Annotated in this window: 19 protein-coding genes and 1 pseudogene; 15 read left to right on the top strand and 5 right to left on the bottom strand. The window is 35.4% G+C overall.

The window, feature by feature from the left end; translation table 11 throughout:
* Nucleotides 1-22: 22 nt before the first annotated feature.
* The 3 genes and pseudogenes from F6K27_RS01695 (at nt 23) to cas6 (ending at nt 1,683) form a co-directional block, all read left to right on the top strand.
* Entirely contained in the window at nt 23-508 is a 486-nt protein-coding gene (locus F6K27_RS01695) for an IS630 transposase-related protein (RefSeq protein WP_287274672.1), read from the top strand.
* A gap of 578 nt (nt 509-1,086) precedes the next feature.
* Nucleotides 1,087-1,488, top strand: a pseudogene (locus tag F6K27_RS01690) (hypothetical protein).
* A gap of 30 nt (nt 1,489-1,518) precedes the next feature.
* Nucleotides 1,519-1,683 carry a CRISPR system precrRNA processing endoribonuclease RAMP protein Cas6 gene (gene cas6, locus F6K27_RS01685; protein WP_353735918.1) on the top strand — a complete coding sequence of 55 codons (165 nt, stop codon included), beginning with the start codon at nt 1,519-1,521 and terminating at the stop codon, nt 1,681-1,683.
* Between the two features lie 178 nt (nt 1,684-1,861).
* On the opposite strand, the gene F6K27_RS01680 is transcribed toward cas6, so the two are convergent.
* Together F6K27_RS01680 and F6K27_RS01675 are read right to left on the bottom strand one after the other, a co-directional pair.
* Nucleotides 1,862-2,653 carry a tetratricopeptide repeat protein gene (locus F6K27_RS01680; RefSeq protein ID WP_287274671.1) on the bottom strand — a complete coding sequence of 264 codons (792 nt, stop codon included), beginning with the start codon at nt 2,651-2,653 and terminating at the stop codon, nt 1,862-1,864.
* Between the two features lie 15 nt (nt 2,654-2,668).
* Complete coding sequence (locus tag F6K27_RS01675) at nt 2,669-3,061, bottom strand: tetratricopeptide repeat protein (RefSeq protein WP_287274669.1); 393 nt, start codon at nt 3,059-3,061, stop codon at nt 2,669-2,671.
* Nucleotides 3,062-3,189: 128 nt separating this feature from the next.
* Between F6K27_RS01675 and F6K27_RS01670 the strand changes: the two genes are divergently transcribed.
* Nucleotides 3,190-3,321: a hypothetical protein gene (locus tag F6K27_RS01670; protein WP_287274668.1), complete on the top strand. Its 132-nt coding sequence runs from the start codon at nt 3,190-3,192 to the stop codon at nt 3,319-3,321.
* Nucleotides 3,322-3,428: 107 nt separating this feature from the next.
* Nucleotides 3,429-4,019, top strand: a complete 591-nt coding sequence (locus tag F6K27_RS01665; RefSeq protein WP_240039184.1) for a transposase family protein — start codon at nt 3,429-3,431, stop codon at nt 4,017-4,019.
* Between the two features lie 161 nt (nt 4,020-4,180).
* Here F6K27_RS01665 and F6K27_RS01660 read toward each other — a convergent pair whose 3' ends face one another.
* Complete coding sequence (locus F6K27_RS01660; protein WP_124147420.1) at nt 4,181-4,411, bottom strand: hypothetical protein; 231 nt, start codon at nt 4,409-4,411, stop codon at nt 4,181-4,183.
* 740 nt (nt 4,412-5,151) lie between these two features.
* On the opposite strand from F6K27_RS01660, the gene F6K27_RS01655 reads away from it, so the two are divergent.
* The 3 genes from F6K27_RS01655 to F6K27_RS01645 all read left to right on the top strand — a co-directional run bounded on the left by F6K27_RS01655 (nt 5,152) and on the right by F6K27_RS01645 (nt 8,819).
* Nucleotides 5,152-7,374 carry a DHH family phosphoesterase gene (locus tag F6K27_RS01655; protein ID WP_287274666.1) on the top strand — a complete coding sequence of 741 codons (2,223 nt, stop codon included), beginning with the start codon at nt 5,152-5,154 and terminating at the stop codon, nt 7,372-7,374.
* A gap of 362 nt (nt 7,375-7,736) precedes the next feature.
* Entirely contained in the window at nt 7,737-8,357 is a 621-nt protein-coding gene (locus F6K27_RS01650; protein ID WP_124146139.1) for a PAP/fibrillin family protein, read from the top strand.
* 192 nt (nt 8,358-8,549) lie between these two features.
* The gene (locus tag F6K27_RS01645; RefSeq protein WP_124146138.1) at nt 8,550-8,819 is read left to right on the top strand and encodes a cupin domain-containing protein; all 270 of its coding nucleotides are present in this window, start codon (nt 8,550-8,552) and stop codon (nt 8,817-8,819) included.
* A gap of 619 nt (nt 8,820-9,438) precedes the next feature.
* Here F6K27_RS01645 and F6K27_RS01640 read toward each other — a convergent pair.
* Nucleotides 9,439-10,407: a stage II sporulation protein M gene (locus F6K27_RS01640; RefSeq protein ID WP_287274664.1), complete on the bottom strand. Its 969-nt coding sequence runs from the start codon at nt 10,405-10,407 to the stop codon at nt 9,439-9,441.
* An 81-nt stretch (nt 10,408-10,488) separates the two neighbouring features.
* Between F6K27_RS01640 and F6K27_RS01635 the strand changes: the two genes are divergently transcribed.
* The 7 genes from F6K27_RS01635 (at nt 10,489) to F6K27_RS01605 (ending at nt 17,966) form a co-directional block, all read left to right on the top strand.
* Complete coding sequence (locus F6K27_RS01635) at nt 10,489-11,433, top strand: hypothetical protein (RefSeq protein WP_287274662.1); 945 nt, start codon at nt 10,489-10,491, stop codon at nt 11,431-11,433.
* A 221-nt stretch (nt 11,434-11,654) separates the two neighbouring features.
* Nucleotides 11,655-11,840 (top strand): hypothetical protein, encoded by a 186-nt coding sequence (locus F6K27_RS01630; RefSeq protein WP_287274660.1) that lies wholly within the window; start codon nt 11,655-11,657, stop codon nt 11,838-11,840.
* Between the two features lie 48 nt (nt 11,841-11,888).
* Nucleotides 11,889-12,650: a hypothetical protein gene (locus F6K27_RS01625; RefSeq protein ID WP_287274658.1), complete on the top strand. Its 762-nt coding sequence runs from the start codon at nt 11,889-11,891 to the stop codon at nt 12,648-12,650.
* A gap of 49 nt (nt 12,651-12,699) precedes the next feature.
* A complete protein-coding gene (locus F6K27_RS01620) occupies nt 12,700-13,476 on the top strand; it encodes an RDD family protein (protein WP_287274656.1) in 777 nt (258 codons plus the stop codon).
* A gap of 842 nt (nt 13,477-14,318) precedes the next feature.
* Nucleotides 14,319-14,939, top strand: coding sequence for a Uma2 family endonuclease (locus F6K27_RS01615; protein ID WP_287274654.1), 621 nt, complete (start codon nt 14,319-14,321; stop codon nt 14,937-14,939).
* Nucleotides 14,940-15,184: 245 nt separating this feature from the next.
* The gene (locus F6K27_RS01610; RefSeq protein WP_124146134.1) at nt 15,185-17,515 is read left to right on the top strand and encodes a cation-translocating P-type ATPase; all 2,331 of its coding nucleotides are present in this window, start codon (nt 15,185-15,187) and stop codon (nt 17,513-17,515) included.
* A gap of 328 nt (nt 17,516-17,843) precedes the next feature.
* A complete protein-coding gene (locus tag F6K27_RS01605; RefSeq protein ID WP_287239355.1) occupies nt 17,844-17,966 on the top strand; it encodes a hypothetical protein in 123 nt (40 codons plus the stop codon).
* A gap of 132 nt (nt 17,967-18,098) precedes the next feature.
* Here the strand turns inward: F6K27_RS01605 and F6K27_RS01600 are convergent, their stop codons facing one another.
* Nucleotides 18,099-18,437, bottom strand: a complete 339-nt coding sequence (locus F6K27_RS01600) for a hypothetical protein (RefSeq protein WP_124145465.1) — start codon at nt 18,435-18,437, stop codon at nt 18,099-18,101.
* Between the last annotated feature and the right edge of the window lie 471 nt (nt 18,438-18,908).

The raw sequence follows: 18,908 nt of genomic DNA, 5'->3' as shown, positions 1-18,908 counted from the left end.
AGCTTTCCCTGCTACTTAATCAATGAGGAATAAACATGAACGGTTGCCCTATGCTCGCTTTATTGCTGAAATTCGAGAGTCACCTGCCTACTGGACTGACTATACCTATATCAAACTATTTGGCAAACTTGCATCTGAAATGCGCCTAGAATGGGAGACAATAGATGGTACTCCACGCATTGCTCGTAATCATATTCCTGAAGCTTTGGGACTTGAAGCTGTAGGTTTTGTTGAGCGTATGACAACTGAGCTTTATACAGGTAATTTGTCTGAAGCGCACGACATCTCTATCAATGCTGCTAAACGCAAATACGAATTACCTGAGCCAGAAGATGTAAATATTGATCGGTTGTTTGAGTCAAAAACTCGAAAACTTAACCCACAGCAAATCAAAAAAATTCAAAATGATTATGCTATGGGAGTATCTCTTAAAGAACTGGCCAAACGTTTTGAGGTAACAGTACAAGCAATTAGTTATCACTGTAAAAATGTGAAGCGGGCAATCTAAATTAGTATCAAGATATAGATAATTAATCCATACTAGGGTTCTTAAGGGCTTTGTTGCTTTGTGCAAGAACCTGTAGAACCATTTTTGTCAAAATTTGCAATTTCTCAGAACATATTAAAGATGAAAACACAATCATTTTCCGACTTAAAAAAACTCTCTCCCCAACTACCCAAAAAATCCCTTACCTGAAAATATTGGTATTATTTGTGTCTCGCGTTAGAGGGGATACTCACGCCAAAAGTGACTGGGATTTTGCTGCACCATATGATGATGAATAAATTTGCAAAAATATGATGAGAGATAATACTTTTGCTTGGTTTGAAGTTCCGATAGGATTGGGAAATATTTTTCAAATTAACAGCGATATTATTGATGTGGTATAACTCAACAAATGTTCTCCACCATTAGGTTTTTATGTGGCACGAGATGGGAAAATTATTTATGAAAAAAACTTTTGCTAAACGGGACATTTATAGCATTTGACTACTTGATTTTTTTTAGGATACTACTACTTGTACACCAGTACCTAAAATCTTACTTTTAACTTTTGACTTTTAACTTTTGACTTTTAATTTCCCATGCCCTATAGTCTCGTCCTCAACCTAACCCCTAAATCTCCCATTCCTACCAAATATCTAACAGGCAGACATCTCCATGCTTTGTTCTTAACTTTAGTTAGTTCCGTCGATAGAAATTTAGGCGATCGCCTCCATGAATCTACTGGTAATAAACCTTTTACTGTTAGTCATTTACAAACTCAAAAACGCTCCTCAAAAAGTCGCGACCATACTCTCTAATGGCAACATAAAAAATTTATTCCACCAGGTACTAATTGTTGGTGGCGTGTATCTCTTTTAGATGACAATTTATTCAGCGAATTAACTCAACTTTGGTTGAATATTAATCCTGAAAAACCTTGGCATTTAGGTCTGGCAAATTTAAACATTATTAATATTCTTAGTACGCCGAAACCCGATTGACCTTGGGTAGGCTCTTTTTCTTATCAATAAATCTATGAAAATGCTTCTGATTCTCAGAGAATTATTACCCTAAATTTTGCTACTCCTACTTGTTTTCGACAAGGGAGTTATGATACGCCGATGCCTACTAAAGATTGTGTGTTTAATTCTTTATTGAATTGTTGGGATCAATATAGTGGGATGGAATTTTTTTAAATTCCGCTTGACTCGATATATCCTAGTTATTTCGATATTAATACAGAAATTGTTGCTGATTCTCGAAGTAAGTTTATTGGAGTTGTTGGTGAGGTTACTTATCGATTTTTTGGAGATGTTGAACCAGATCAAATTAAACAAATAAATGCTTTTAAAGTTAAACTTACCCAAATCCCTATTAAATTGATTTAATATCAGCATTCCGCTCAATTTTATCAATAACTTCTTTAACCCTTTCATACTCTAAATTTTTCTCTTCTTCTACAAACAATTCAGCAGCTTTCTGTAAATCTTCCAGAGCTTTTGGCAAATTTCCTAACTGCTCATATACAATTCCACGACTTTCATAAGCATTAGCAAAATTAGGCTGCAATTCAATGGCTCGATTAAGGTCTGCTAAAGCCGCTTCATAATCTCCTAATTCTAAATAAGCAGCACCCCGATTATGATAAGTCAAAAATAGTTCTGGATTAAGTTTTAAAGCCCGGTCGTAATTAGAAATTGCCTCCCGATAATTTCCCAAAGAACTATAAGCATTCCCTCGATTATTGTAAGCATCTGGTAAATTTGATTCAATTCCTAACGCCCGGTTGTAATCAATAATTGCTCCCCACTCGTCTCCCAATAAACGGCGGATATTACCCCGATTATTATAAGCATCTGCCAACTCAGGATTTGATTTAATTGCTTGAGAAAAATCTGCTATTGCTTGCTGATAATTCCCCAGATTTTGCCAAATATTACCTCGATTTAGATAAGTTTTAGCATAATTGGGGTTAAGTTTAATTGCCCAATTATAATCCTCTATTGCCCCCTGTTTATCTCCAAATTCAGTCCTAGCAACTCCCAGATTAAAATAAGTTTGAGCATCATTAGGTTTCAGTTCAATTACTTTAGAATAATCAGCAATAGCTCCTGGATAATCTCCTAATTTCCGCCGAATAATTCCCCGATTATTATAAGCATCCACAGCATTTTACTCTAATTATATTACTTTATAAAAATCGGCAATTGCACCTTGTGCGTCTCCTATTCCAGAACGAGCAACACCACGATTACTATAGACATAAAATAAGTTTTGCTCTAATTCAATTACTTTATTTAAATCCGCAATTGCTACTTGATAATTACCAATAATACTATTAATATTTCCTCGATTATAATAAGCTTCAATGCGACTAGGATCGAGATTAATTACATTAGTAAAATCCTCAATTACTCCTTGATCTTCTGCTAATTCAATTCGTAAAATACCACGATTATAATAAGCTTCAATAAAATCCGGTATCAGCTCAATAGCTTTACTAAAATCATTCAAAGCTCCGGGAAAATTTCCATCATTATATTTATCGACACCCCGATTAAAATAAATAGACATCTCCGAAAAATAAATAAATTGTGATAAAGTAATAAAAAATGTAATTTTTGCTAGGCAAATTATGACTAATATACTCGATTATATTCACAATCACCCACAAGAATCAGAACGTTTATTAGGTATCAAGTATGAACAGGCACGAAAAGTTATTAAAACAAGCAGAAAAACTCCACAATAATAAGCGAGAAATAGCTACAGCTAAAAAAGTGAGAATAATGGCTTCTGGTGGTGGTAGGCTACCTAAATTATCTATCTCATAAAAAAAAAATTTAACATTAACTTATTTAAGACATTTAACAACATTTCAATTACTAGGAATTCAATTTGGAGTGAGTGAAACTACTGCCAATGATACATTTAATTATTGGTGCCCAATAATTGGAGAATTGTTACCACCAAGTCTACTAGAACAGGTAAAAAAAACTCAAGTGACAAAGAAATTGTTAAAGAAATTTTAACAGAGTATGAGTTAATTATAGATAGCTATGAACAGGGTATAGAAAGGCCAGAAGAATATGCAAAACAAAAAGAATATTACTCAGGAAAGAAAAAAAGTCATACTAGAAAAAGTCAGGTGATTGTGTTACCATTAGGTAAAGATATTGTCGATGTAGAAGCTGGAAAACCAGGAAAAAAAAGTGACATAAGTTTTTTTCGTGAAACACAAGAAAAATTCGCTCAAGAACAAAAATTTGCTGGTGATAAAGCTTACATTGGAGAATCAGCAATAAGAACACCGAAAAAAAAGCCAAAGAATCAAGAATTAACCAGTCAGCAAAAGTCTCAAAATCAAGAACTGGCTGCTGAAAGAATCTTTATAGAACATATAATTAGATTGGTAAAAATATTTCGAGTAGCCCAGGAAAGATTCAGGCTAAATTCTGATAAATATACGCAAATAATAATGACTATTTGTGGACTTGTAATACTGGGAATAGGGACGGTTATTTTGTATTAATAAATTAGCCGAAAATATCTTAAAAAGTTCTTGACTTAAGATACTATAATTAGGGCTATATATTAATACTAACTATCTCTAATACCTATGAGACTGTAAAAATTAACTATCTTGGTAAAATAGCGATCGCTCCTTAAAAGATAGTTACAGTATTGGTTTGACTATTTTCGGAGAAGTCTAATAGAAGCATCTTGATTTTCCGAGTCATTATTAATAATTTTATCCTCACTCAAAGCAGCATAATATTCTGTAGTGGTTTGAGCTAAAACATAATGATGAGGGAAAATTATTGCAATTAAAGCAAAGATATAAGCCAGACGTATTTTAACCGCATAAGTGTTCCGGAACAGTATTGCTCCTAAATATTTTTGTCTGATTAAGCTTTTGAACATTTTTCCTCCTAATAATAAGCTATCAGTATTTCAGCATTTGAGCTTTTCAGCTTTTTAATGAATGAAGCAAGCATTCGTTATAAGTGTTCCGGAACAGTATTGCTCCTAAATATTTTTGTCTGATTAAGCTTTTGAACATTTTTCCTCCTAATAATAAGCTATCAGTATTTCAGCATTTGAGCTTTTCAGCTTTTTAATGAATGAAGCAAGCATTCGTTATAAGTGTTCCGGAACAGTATTGCTCCTAAATATTTTTGTCTGATTAAGCTTTTGAACATTTTTCCTCCTATAATTATGGTTTACATTTAAAGAGTAGTAGGGACGTTGCATAAGGGCGTCCGTACAGAGAAGTAAATATAAGGATAATTAACAATAACTGGCGTGCTAATTATCAAAAAAGTTATTTACTTAGCATCTTAATTACTTGATAATTGAAGTTTCACTTAAGTTAAGTATTCAGGACTTACGCACGGACACTAAATCGAATGAGGGCGAATGCCATTTGCGTTCCGCAAAGCTCCGAATGGCGCCCCTACAGATGGTGTTTTAAAAGTCAATTTGGGTAAGTTCTGTATTCTTTTTTCACGCTTGGTATAATATGATTCTGAATATAAACAATTAAAGTGGTAGTGCATTGTAATTATATTTGTTACGAGACACGGTAGTGGGAGCATCTTGCTCCCGTATTCGCTTGCCCCTTTCCTTCTTCCTTCTTCCTTCTTCCCTCTTCCTTATTCAATATGCAAAATAATTTCCCCCTTTCACCAAAGCAGCAAAACTTACCTAACCAAAGGTGGTTAATATATCCAGAGCAACCAGAAATAACTAAACAACTAGCCAAAACTCTAGAAATATCACCCCTAATTGCCCAGACATTAATTAACCGGGATATTTCTACTATAGACCAAGCACAAGCTTTTTTGGACCCTGAGTCAATAAAACTACCTCTACCAATACAAGAATTTCCCGACTTAGATATTAGTCTCAACTTATTACAAACTACAATTTCTCAAGAACAAAAAATTGCTATTTGTGGTGACTATGATGCAGATGGAATGACTAGCACTGCTTTATTGTTGCGCGCTCTCAAATATCTAGGGGCAAAAGTTGACTATGCTATTCCTAGTCGAATGCAGGAAGGTTATGGCATTAACCAACGTATTGTTAAGGAGTTTCATCAGGAAGGAGTAAGTCTCATCCTCACTGTAGACAATGGTATTGCTGCTTATGAACCTATTGCTAGGGCAAGGGAATTAGGTGTAAATGTCATTATTACAGACCACCACGACATTCCACCAAAACTACCACCAGCTCACGCTATCCTCAACCCCAAGCTTATTTCAGAAACTTCTCCTTATCGGGGTGTGGCAGGAGTGGGGGTTGCTTACATTTTGGCAGTATCTCTAGCGCAACGTTTGGGAAAACACCAAGGTTTAATTAAGCCACTTTTAGAATTATTCACCTTGGGTACTATTGCTGACTTGGCGCCTCTAACTGGAGTAAACCGTCGCTTGGTGAAACGGGGGTTACAATATTTGCCTCACTCCCAGTTAGCAGGAGTGCAAGCATTAATTCAGGTATCTGGTGTTCAAGCTAAGGAAGAAGGAAGAAGGAAGAAGGAAGAGGGAAGAGGGAAGGAGGAAGAGGGAACTTGTCAAGAAGGAAGAGGGAAGAAGGAAGAGGGAAGAGGGTATCCCCCCTTGCCCCCCTTTGAAAGGGGTGAGGAAGAGGGAACTCAAACGCCAAAAAATTTTCAACAGTCTGTAGATAGCGGGGTATTAAACCCAAAATCAAAAGATAATCAAAAATCTCTTAAACCTGATGATATTGGTTTTCGCCTGGGCCCGCGCATCAATGCAGTTGGGCGTATTGCTGACCCACAAATTGTGATTGAGCTTTTGACTACTGATGATATGGGAATAGCTTTGGAAAGGGCGATGCAATGTGAAGAAATTAACCAGCAACGACAACAGTTATGTGAGGAAATTGAACAAGAGGCGATCGCTTGGTGTGAGTCGAGTCAGATAAATTTACGGGAGGAAAGGGTTTTAGTGGTGGTGCAACCGGGATGGCATCATGGTGTTATTGGTATTGTTGCTTCTCGGTTGGTGGAACGTTATGGTGTGCCTGTTTTTATTGGCACTTATGAGGAGGAGGGGGAAGAAATAATTCGTGGTTCTGCTCGTGGCATTCCTGAGTTTGATGTTTTTGAGGCGTTACAATTTTGTGATGAGCTATTAGGAAAGTATGGAGGTCATAGAGCGGCTGGTGGTTTTTCTTTTTCGGCAGAAAATTTGGATAAATTTCGTTCTCGTCTGAGTGAGTTTGCTCATCAATGTTTAGAAATTAAGCATCTAAAACCGTTAGTTAGTATTGATGCTGAGGCAGAAATTCAGGAATTAAATTTTGATTTATATCGTCAAATAGATTTACTTCATCCCTGCGGAATTGAAAATAAGGACCCTGTGTTTTGGAGTCGAAATGTGAGAATTTCTGAACAAAGAATTGTGGGTAAGGGTCATATTAAATTAACTTTAATGAAAGGGGAAATAATTCAGGCGATCGCTTGGCGTTGGGGCGATTATTTTCCTTTACCTTCGGTGGTAGATATTGCTTATAAAATGCGAGAAAATACTTGGAATGGTCAGAGTAATATTGAGTTGGAATTATTAGGAGTACGTTTACCGATGGAAATTTCTAGGAATTCACAGACTTCGCCTCAAAATTTTCCTCAAAAAGCAGAATTTTATTACAGTAGTCGCCCTTACACTTGCAGTCTTTATCAAATAGGAGATGTGAAGGAATTAAGAATTAGAAATTCCCGTGGAGAAGTATTAGCAATTCAACAGGGACAAAAAATAGGTTTGTTAGGTAAAACTCGTAATAATGCTAAACAAGTAGATGTTTCAGATGCCCGTTTTTTTAATTTAATTAAAGCAGCTATGAGTGCTTTAAAGTTATAAAAGAAGGAAGACGGAAGAGGGAAGAAGGAAGAAGGAAGAAACTAGATACAGCAAATTCCAAGTATATGAAATACAAATATGAAAAATTAAATTTTCCCAGTGCGAGCATCTTGCTCGCTTCGGGTTGTACCTCACCAAGGTGGAACTCGAACCCGCTGTAATTTCCACTATCATTCTTCCTTTCTCCTGACTCCTGATATATAATCCGGTTATATAGTATATGTTTATAACTATACTTTAAGCCTTAAATCTCCCCTACTCCCCTACTCCCCTACTCCCCTACTCCCCCGAACTATATAATAAGTGTTCAACAGAATTTGATATGACTCCTGACTCCTGAAATTTTACAACTATTTAATCAAATGAATAATCAACTATTGAAAGAAAAATTACAAGCAACAATCAAAAATATTCAAACTAAGAATGATGGTTCTCCTGTAACGAACTTGAAGTTAGATAAAACTTTAGTTGCAGAAATTGAACAGTTAACAATAAACTTAGAAAATCTTAATCCTCATCCTCAACCTCTCCGAAATGCTACTAATTTATTAGATGGAACTTGGCAATTGCAATACTCTACAGCTAGAGAAATTCGTTCTTTAGATTCCCTACCATTGGGTTTACAAGTAGGTAAAGTTTATCAAGTAATTGATGTTACTAATAAAGTATTTTTTAATCAAGCTGAAGTACAACATCCTCTGAAGTTAATCTCAGGAAATGTAAAAGTAACTGCTAGTTTTGAACTAGCTATAGATAAATCTGGTTTAGCAGATAAACGCATCAATGTTTATTTTGATAAACGTTATTTGGCAATTGAGAAAATTGTGGGTATTAATACTCCCAAACTAAATCCTTTTAAAGTTGTAGCAGCTAATAATCCTCAAGGTAGAGTTGCTACATTAGATATTACTTATTTAGACGAAACTTTAAGAATTGGACGTGGAGGGGATGAAAGTTTATTTATTCTGAATAAAGTTGTATAGCGGAAGGAAGAAGGAAGAAGGAAGAGGGAAGGAGGAAGAGGGAAGGGGTAAGAAGGAAGAAGTTGTTTAGTTATCTTGGACGGAAGGAAAAATCTGGTTTTGTCTGAGTTTTAAACTTGATGATATTTCCTAACAGTAATGGCAACTGCTATACTACCTAAAACCTACGACCTACCATTTTAATCAAAAATCATGGAAGAGATATTAAAAAATTTACTATCACATAAAAATGTCAAAATTAATAAAATAATTTCACCCCCTAATTTCGTCAGTAAAGAATTTATTCAAGATGAAGATGAATGGGTAACATTGCTTGAAGGTTCCGCCATATTAGAAATCAATCAAAAAACAACAAAATTAGTCAAAGATAGTCATATTTTTATACCAGCTAAAACCCCACATAAAATTATTTCAACCGATCCAAAGATAGAAACAATTTGGCTTGCTATTCATATTTATTAGCAGAAGGAAGAAGGAAGAAGAATCGAAATAAGGAAAAATTTTCGTTGTCTGAGTTTTAAGCTTTTGATATGTCTTAACCTTTCCTTGGACTGCTATATTTCTAATATTATCTCTGATAAATAAGGGAGTAGAGAGAATAGGGGATTTTGCTCTGGATAAGTTTTTTGTTTGCAGAGTGCGGAACTTAGTTATATCGCTAATTATCCGGACAGAATATAATACCTATTCTCAAAAAAATGCTATGTTTAATTAAACTCTAAAAAAAATATTTTTCACGGTTTACTCGGAAGTAATGGAGGAGCTATTTGTACTTCATAATTGAATAATTGAGTTATTCTGTATTTTTTCTGTCTGATAGCAATTCCTCAAAATAATGCGATACTTATCGAACATTTCAGTTATTAAGTAATCAGCAAGGTTCAGGAATATTTTTAGCAATTTATTTCCATTAAATAAAGATATTTTATACCAAGCGTGAAAAAAGAATGCTTTTGTTAGGTGGAGCTTCAATGATTAAGTAATTAATATAGGTGGAATAACATTTTTGATAATTAGCACGCCAGTAGCGTATTAATTATTCTTATGTTGAATTCTCCCCCACTCCCCCACTCCCCACTCCTTACTCCCTACTCCCTGTTCCCTTCTTTTGACTACAATAAATACATAAAAACAAAAATAATCCCATTCCAACAATATACTTAAAAATATCGGGCACTAACGGACTCGGTGAGAAAAACCCCTCAATAATTCCAGCAATAACTAACAACACTACAACACCAAAAACCAACTGTGCAGCTTGAAAACCATAAAATTTTAAAGCATCAACTCGACCATATTTACCCGAAAATAAAATAGCTCTTGCTATTAATAAACCAGCTCCACCAGCCAAAAATATTGCAGGTAACTCCAAAGCACCATGAGGAAATACAAAAGCCCAAAAAGGAACAGCCAAATTATGCTGACCAACTAGAGCACCTATTGCCCCAATTAATAATCCATTAAATACCAACAAATAAACTGTATAAATACCCCCACTAATACCACCAGCTACTGCAGAAAAAGAAACCCGTAAATTATTAATCATAATATTAGTAGAAGCCATAGGTTCAACTCCCACTATTGACCCCATCCATAACTCTTGACGGTCTCGTACCTGAGAAATCAAAGATTCTGGCACTATCAACGACATAAACACTGGGTCTTGCCAACTATACCACCAGGCCACCAACCCACCAACCAAAAAAAACACCGTCGCCACTGCCGTATAAACCCAAGTTTCTTGCACCACTGCTGGAAACCCCCAATGAAAGAACTCCCAGACTGCTTGCCATTCCTGCTTCTGGTTTCCCTGATAAATTTGAGTGTAACCACGAGTAGTCAACCTCTGCAAATCTTGCTCCAGAATATTGCCCACTTGATGAGTTTTAGCACGGGCCAAATCTGCCGACACAGAACGATACAAACTGGCCATTTCCCTAATTTGAGCTGCTGGCAATGATTTTAATCCCTTTTTTTCTACTTGCCTTAATAAAGAGTCTAAATGCTGCCAATTTTTTTCTCTACGTTTAATCCAACGGTTAATATTCATTAAGTTTTCCTAACAGCTACCTTTGACTAGCTTAAGATAAATATAAAATTTTCACTTCAAGTAATTAGAATAAATTTAGTTATGTCTGAAAATTCAACAACGCCAATTGAACTTCTGACTGTTGGGAATATTGTTAGTGCTGGTATGAGAATTTATCGAGACCATTTCCAGCCTTATTTTGGTGTAGCTATTCGAGCAACTTTATGGTCTTTTTTGCCATTTTTGGCTCTAATTCCTATACCTTTAATTTTAATTTATAGTCAAGCCAATAGTTCAAGTTTTTTATTATTAATTCCTGTCTGGTTATTATTGTTGATTTATTGTTCGGCAAAGTCAATTTTTAATAGTGCCATAATTGCTAGATTAGTATTCGGAGAATTAGCTAATCAACCAGAAACTGTTCGCGAAGCTAGGCGTATTTTAAAACCTAAAATGTGGACTTTTTTACTAGCATCTTTTCTATTGTTTTTAATTGCAATTGGAATTTGGTTTATTCTTTCTATGGTAATTGGGATTTTGGCTGGTATTATTGCTGGAATGGCAAATGCTGGTCAGCAAAATGTGGGAACTATAGTAGCTTTAGTTTTAATTGGAATTGTTATTTTTATTATTGCCTTAATTTTTATCATTCGATTATTGACTCGTTTTTTTGTTTTCGATCTGCCTTTAGCTGTGGAAGAAAATATCACAGCAACTCAAACTTTAGGACGTAGTTGGGAATTGACAAAAGGATATGTAGGGCGAATTTTTGTGGTATTGTTCATCGCAACTTTAGTGACAATACCAATTGGGATAGTTGTACAAATTATTGCTGGAATACTCGAAAATGTTCTGAAAGCAACTATTCCTGTTAGCCCAACAGATGCCAGCTTTCAATTACTATTATTTCTCATGGGATATAGTATTGGATTATTAAGTAATGTCTTCTTATTACCATTCTGGCAAGCTATAAAAGCTGTAGTTTATTATGACCTTAGAACTCGTCGAGAAGGTATGGGTTTACAGTTAAGAAAACAAGATATTTAATTTTGTAGCAAGCTAAATTTAACCATGTCTCAAAATTCAATAACAGTAATTAAACTTCTCAAAGTAAACTTAAGTATTTCAATCCCAATACTTCAGCAGTTGATACTGTTAACTGATAACTGATAACTGATAACTGAAAAGACCTTAGAACTCGTCGAGAAGGTATGGGTTTACAGTGAAGAAAACAAGATATTTAATTTTGTAGCAAGCTAAATTTAACCATGTCTCAAAATCCAATAACACTAACTAAACTTTTAAGCGTGGGGAATATTGTTAGTGCTAGTATCCGAATTTATCGAGATAATTTTAAGTCTTATTTTGGTATAGCTATTAGAGCAACTTTATGGTTTTTATTGCCATTTTTAGCTTTAATTCCCGTACCTTTAATTTTGGCTTATGCTCAATAAAATATATCAAATTCAAGTCTTTTATTATTAATTATTGTTTGGTTATTATTGTTTATTTTTTGTACAGCAAAATCAATTGTTAATAGTGCCATAATTAGTAGGTTAGTATTCCGAATATTAGCCAATAAACCAGAAACTGTACTTGAAACTAGGCGGATATTGGCATCAAAAATGTGGAGCTTCTTCTTAGGATTTTTTCTATTATTTTTAACTGCAATTGGAATTGTGATAGGTGTTTATTTAGGATTTGTAATTGTTGGTGTTATTGTTGTAGCGATTATCGGAATTATCGCTACTATAGCAAATATAAATCTAAATATTCAGGAAAATGTTTTGCTAAATAATCCAGCTACGGTAATAGTATTTGGGTTACTAATGATCGTGTTAACGGTAAGTTTTTATTACTTGATAATTCGATTATTGATTCGTTTTTTTATTCTTGAGCTTCCTTTGGCAGTTGAAGAAGATATTACTGCAGCTAAAACTTTAGGACGTAGTTGGGAATTAACAAAAGGGTATGTTGGACGGATTTTTATGATATTAATAGTAGCGGGTTTGATAACTATTCCTGTTGGGATAATCATACAATTTTTTGCTGGATTTATCCAAAGTATTCTCACAGTAACTATTCCTACTGAATCAATTGAGCTAAATTTTCAATTACTATTATTTCTCATGGGACATATTATTAGTTTATTAGGTAATGTATTCTGGTTACCATTCTGGCAAACAATCAAAGCTGTCGTCTACTATGACCTCCGAACTCGTAGAGAAGGTATGGATTTACAGTTAAGAAAACAAAACATTTAATTTTCTTAGCAGCAAAGAAGTAAGCATAAAATCTCATCAATAATTAACAATGAAATTTTTTAATCAAATCTCTCTACAAACTCCAGAAAGTGTGGAATTAGATTTTAATTTAGCTGGAGTAGGCAACCGTGCTTATGCTTTGTTAATTGATTACATTATCTGGAGTATAATTTTACTTTTTGCCCTAATCTTTGGCATCTTTTTTTATATTCAATTTTTAGATATATGGCAAAATTTTGGAGGTGATGATGAGCAGGCGTCGTTGTGGATAATTTCAATTCAGTTATTAATTTTATTTGTTATTTATGTCGGATATTTTGTAATTTTTGAAACTATCTGGCAAGGGCAAACACCGGGAAAACGTTATGTAAAAATTAGGGTTATTCGTGATGATGGTAGACCAGTTAGATTACAACAAACAACTCTGAGAGCCTTATTCCGTCCGGTAGATGATACTTTATTTATTGGAATGTTATTAATTTTATTTAGCAAAAAAGAAAAACGTTTAGGAGACTGGGTGGCAGGTACAATTGTTATTCAAGAAGTTAAGGAAGTTGCCGATATAATTTCGACTTCCGAAACAGCAAAAAAATTAGCAAATTATTTACTAGAAGAAGCAGATATTTCTCAATTATTGCCTGAATATTTTGCTGTAATTAGAGAATATTTACAACGTTCTAAATTAATGACTAAACAAGCAAAAATAGAGTTGAGTAAAAAATTAGCATCTCAAGCAAAAGAAATTATTGGATTGACACAAACTCCACAAAAAGTTTCTGCTACAGAATTTTTAGAAGCTGTTTATTTAGCTTATCAGCAAAAATGAAGCAGGTTTTAGGTTTTAGGTGATAGTTTTTAGGTGGTAGCTTTTAGATTTTAGGTAAAATCTTATTGGGGTTTAATTAATAAAAGTTGCCGGAAGCAAATATTAAAAAATTAAGTTAACTATTTCCCTCTTTTATGGAGATGCCGATTGAGCGATCGCTATTTTTATTTCGATATTAAAAAAAGTAAAATAAGAAAGTGCTAGATAGTAGATAAAATCTTATTGGGTTGAAATTAATAGATATCTCCAAAAAATAAACTTGCTCTTTATTTAACATAAGCTAGAATTGTAACAGTCACTGAAAAAATAATTTTTCGTATCTTTGTGAAAATCTACTCCCTGTTCCCTATTTCCTGTTCCCTAATATGAGCAAAAAGTCTCTTTTTCACACCTATGTCTAATAGACATCTCTAAAAATAAAAAATAGAATCAATCATGGCGCAGAAATAATCAATTATTTCCCCCTTATTCCCTATTCCCTATTTCCCTCTTCCCTCTTTTGGAGGAGATGTCTAATAAATAAAAGTTGCCTGAAGCAAATGTTAAAAAATTAAGTTAACTACTGAGCGATCGCTATTTTTTTTCCTATATTAGAGTTGTTGGGAAATAACTTTAAAAAGCAAGTTAAAGCCACAGAAATCATCTAACTTTCTTACTGCTTTTTCTCTGTGAATTTTTCCTGAGAACTAAATAGATGTATCTTTTCCCTTATGGGTTTAATACCCCACCCTCAACGGGAGTGCTTAAAATTGTTTGGGGTTATCCCCATACGATTTTCCCTTCTGCCTCCTGCCTTCTGCCTTCTGCCTTCTTCAAAACCGAAATTATTAGGAGTATTTAAGATGCTTATTTCAACAGAAAAACCGGATATTAAGTTAATGAATTTAGAGGAGTTTTGGGACTGGTATCCTGATGGTTATGGTCGATTTGAACTACATAATGGAGAGATTGTTGAAGTGCAACCTACTGGAACTCATGAAAAAGTCGCTGGTTTTCTAGCTTTGGAATTAGGTGTGGAAATTAAACGCCTGAATTTACCTTTTTTTATCCCTCGACAGGGACTAATTAAAGCCATAGATTCGGATAAATCTGCTTATATTCCTGATGTAATGGTATTAGATGATAATGCTATGGAAAACGAACCAATGTGGAAAAAACGATCGACTATTACTCAAGGTAAAAGTGTTAAATTAGCCATAGAAGTAGTAAGTACCAATTGGCAAGATGATTATTTAATAAAACTTGCAGAATATGAAAGATTAGGGATAAACGAATATTGGATAGTTGACTATTTAGGTTTAGGAGGTCGCCGATATATTGGAGACCCCAAACAACCAACTATTTCGGTTTGTAATTTAGTGGAAAGTGAATATGCGATTAATTTATTTAGAGGTCAAGATGTACTTGGTTCCCCGACTTTTCCAGAACTCAATTTGACCGCAGAACAAATATTTGGAAGTTAAAAATTAAAATTAAAAAGTCAAAAGTCAAAAGTCAAACGTAAGATTTTATCCGCTCAAAACTTTAAAAGTAAAAAGGCAAAAGCAAAAAGGCAAAAGTAAGATTTTATCCGCTCAAAATTTTAAAGTTTTAAAAGTCAAAAGGCAAAAGTAAAAAGTAAGATTTTATCCGCTCAAAACTTTCTATTCTTCTTTCTTCCCTCCTGACTCCTTATTCAATAGTTTAATTAATTAGTAGAGAAAATTTTATGCAAGTTGCCTCCAAACCAGAAACAACAAATATCGATCGCTCCCCAGTAGAAACCATCACCCTTGATGTTAGTGGGATGAAATGCGCCGGATGTGTCAAAGCAGTGGAACGCCAACTCACCCAACAAACAGGTGTTATCTCCGCTCTAGTCAACCTCGCAACCGAAGTAGCAACGGTCCAATGCGAAACAGGGGCGATCGATCCAAACACTCTCGCTGAAAAACTTACAAATAACGGTTTCCCTACTCAACCACGTCTCGATACCTCCGAAATAGACGCAACCAAAAAACAAACCGAGCGCCATAACCAAGAAATTAAACAACAAATTAGACGGATAGCGATCGCTGCTTTCCTCATTATTCTCTCAGGTATGGGACATCTGGGTCACTTCATTGGTCTAGAAATTCCCATTTTGGGCAATATTTGGTTTCATGCAGCATTAGCAACCTTAGCTTTATTACTACCAGGACGTGAAATTATCATCGACGGTATTCAAAGTCTTTGGCGAAACGCTCCCAACATGAACACCTTAGTTGGTCTCGGCGCCATGACCGCTTACATTGCCAGTGTTGTTGCTCTACTATTTCCCGAATTAGGTTGGGAATGCTTTTTTGACGAACCAGTAATGATCCTTGGTTTCATCCTTCTTGGCAAAACCCTCGAACAACAAGCAAGATATCGAGCAGCATCTACTCTCCAGTCATTAATAGCACTCCAACCTGCCACCGCACATTTAGTCCCACCACCAAACGGGGAGAATAATTTTGAGTCTGTAGAAATTCCAGCTTCACGAGTCAAAGTCGGAGAATATCTCCAAGTATTGCCTGGGGAAAAAATTCCTGTGGATGGAGAAATATGTAATGGCAGAACAACAATAGATGAGTCGATGCTGACTGGGGAGTCTATACCTGTAACAAAAGAATGTGGTGCTAAAGTTACTGCCGGAACTATTAATAACTCAGGCGCTATAGTTATTCAGGCAACTCACACAGGTTCGGAAACTACATTAGCTCAAATAGTTAAATTAGTCGAAACCGCTCAAACCCGCAAAGCACCCATTCAAAATTTGGCAGATACCGTGGCAGGTTATTTTACCTACGGCGTAATGACCATCGCTTCCGCAACCTTCCTCTTTTGGTATTTAGCAGGTACTAATATCTGGCCGAATGTGTTGCAGATGACCGACCATGAAGGGATGATGATGGCACATTCCACTTCTACTTCCCCACTATTATTAAGTTTAAAATTAACTATCGCCGTCTTAGTTATTGCTTGTCCTTGTGCATTAGGTTTAGCCACACCCACCGCAATATTAGTAGGTTCGGGTGTCGGTGCAGAAAGAGGTTTATTAATTAAAGGTGGGGATGTGCTGGAAAAAGTACATGAGTTAGATACTATTGTCTTTGACAAAACTGGAACATTAACCACAGGTCATCCCACCGTTACCGATATTATCGGAGATAACCCGCAATGGTTATTACAAGTTGCAGCGACTGTGGAAAGTGGTGCGAGTCATCCCTTGGCAAAAGCAATTTTACAAAAAGCTCAACAAGAGGGTGTCTCATTACTCACAGCAACAGACTTTCACACCGAAGCTGGTTTAGGAATCTCTGCTGTTGTAGATGGTAAACCTGCTTTAGTGGGAAATTTGGAATGGTTGAAAAGCCATGAAATTATTGTCAATGCTGAAAATATCCCCTCTTTAAATGGCAAAACCGCAGTTTATATTGCTGTGGATGGAATATTAGCTGGAGTTATCGGAGTTAGCGATGTGCTTCGGGATGACGCTAAAGCAACAGTGCAACGTTTACAAAGTATGGGTTTAAGAGTGATGTTATTAACAGGCGATCGCTCTTCTGTTGCCGAAACTATTGGCCAACAGTTAAATATAAATTCAAAAGATATTTTGGCAGAAGTGGCACCATCTGGAAAAGCAGAAGCGATCGCTTCTTTGCAGTCAAATGCGGGAAAAGTGGCAATGGTAGGAGATGGTATTAATGATGCTCCTGCTCTAGCTCAAGCAAATGTGGGTATTGGGATGCAAGCTGGTACAGATGTGGCAGTGGAAGCTGCTGATATTGTATTGATGCAGGATAAATTGATGGATGTGGTGCAGTCAATTAAACTCAGTCGTACTACTTTCAACAAAATTCGTCAAAATTTATTTTGGGCTTTTGCCTATAATATTGTGGGTATTCCTGTAGCTGCGGGGGTGTTGTTGCCGAGTTTTGGTATTATTCTCAACCCTGCTGCAGCGGGTGCTTTTATGGCATTTAGTTCCGTGAGTGTTGTGACAAACTCTTTATTACTGCGTAGCACATTTCGTTGAACAATAGTTAATTAGGAGTCAGATGGGGACCCACCCCTAACCCCTCCCAGGAGGGGAATTTGGGGAGATGGGGGGATGAAGAGTGTGGGAGAAATTAAAAAATATATATCCTCACCATTACCAAAAAATGAGGTCCAAAGTCTCCCCTTTTAAGGGGATGAAAAAAATATTCAATTCAGTATTTCAAGCCTCTGACTTTAGTCGGAGGTACTGATAACTGATAACTGATAACTGAAATGACCATGTAGGACTACCCAGAAGTGAAGAGAATTTAGGAAGGTTTGCGCTCTGGCACTCAGATCAAACATTTTTTGGTAGTGTTGCATTAATGGTAAGTGGAGATAAGGAACACTTAGAACGGGAGCAAGATGCTCCCACTGGTTATATCATCAGGACTTACGCACGGACACTAAATCGAGTGAGGGCGAATGCCATTCGCCCCTACATATGACGTTTTCAAGGTGAATTTGCGTAAGTCCCGATCGTGTCCGGATAATTAGTGATAAAAAATTTTCTCCTTTTCTTCCTGTTTCTTCTTCTTTCTTCCCTCCTGACTCCTGACTCCTGACTCCTGACTCCTCCATTAAATGCTGTCTATAAATTCCCAATTAGGATTTTCTATTATCGACTTACTTAACAAATCAAATTTTTGACGGCAATGATTATCTGATTTTAAAGGAATTTCTTCATTTCTAACAACTATATTTATGCGTGTTTTTTCAGTATTAGTTGCTATGGCAACATTGATTTCTATAGTAATAAGTTGAGAGAAAATTACTTGACCATGAACTTCACTAGCCATTAAATAATTGCCTCGAATATAGACAACTTCAAAACCACAATAACTCAGAATATCTGTCAAAATTAACTGTATATTTTCTACATCGACAGCTACAGTAAATAAACCAGTATAGCGAGCCATAAAAAACTCCAATAATAGAAAAATTATTTGAATTGAAGAAGGAAGAAGGAAGAAGGAAGAAGGAAGAAGGAAAAAGTGGATGAGGACTCAAACCCCAACAAGCTTGTAAACACCGCTTATGAAGTTCGAGGTATTATAGCGCTACGCGCAAATCAGAAGTCAGAAGTCAGAAGTCGGAACTCAGAAGTAATCCCTGACTGAGTTTGAGAATTTATCAATGTCCGCGCCCTATTTGCGTAGTGCTATAAAGCCAAAAGAAAAAGATAAAATATAAATTAATATTCTATATACTCCCTATAGGTAATAATATAATATTTTGTCTGTAAAAAAAACAGATCCTCTCGCTTCAACGGCAAATATCTCTATTTTTCCTGTTCTAGTTTTCATTTATTTATAAGTATTCAACAATACATTATAGAATAATTTAATTAATAGGAATCCTAAATAATTAGTAAGAATTTTGTAAGCATT

Source organism: Okeania sp. SIO2F5 (genome assembly GCF_010692685.1).
Taxonomy (GTDB): Bacteria; Cyanobacteriota; Cyanobacteriia; order Cyanobacteriales; family Microcoleaceae; genus Okeania; species Okeania hirsuta.
The sequence above is the reverse complement of the archived record's forward strand: the minus strand, read 5'-3'. Positions and strand labels throughout refer to the sequence as shown.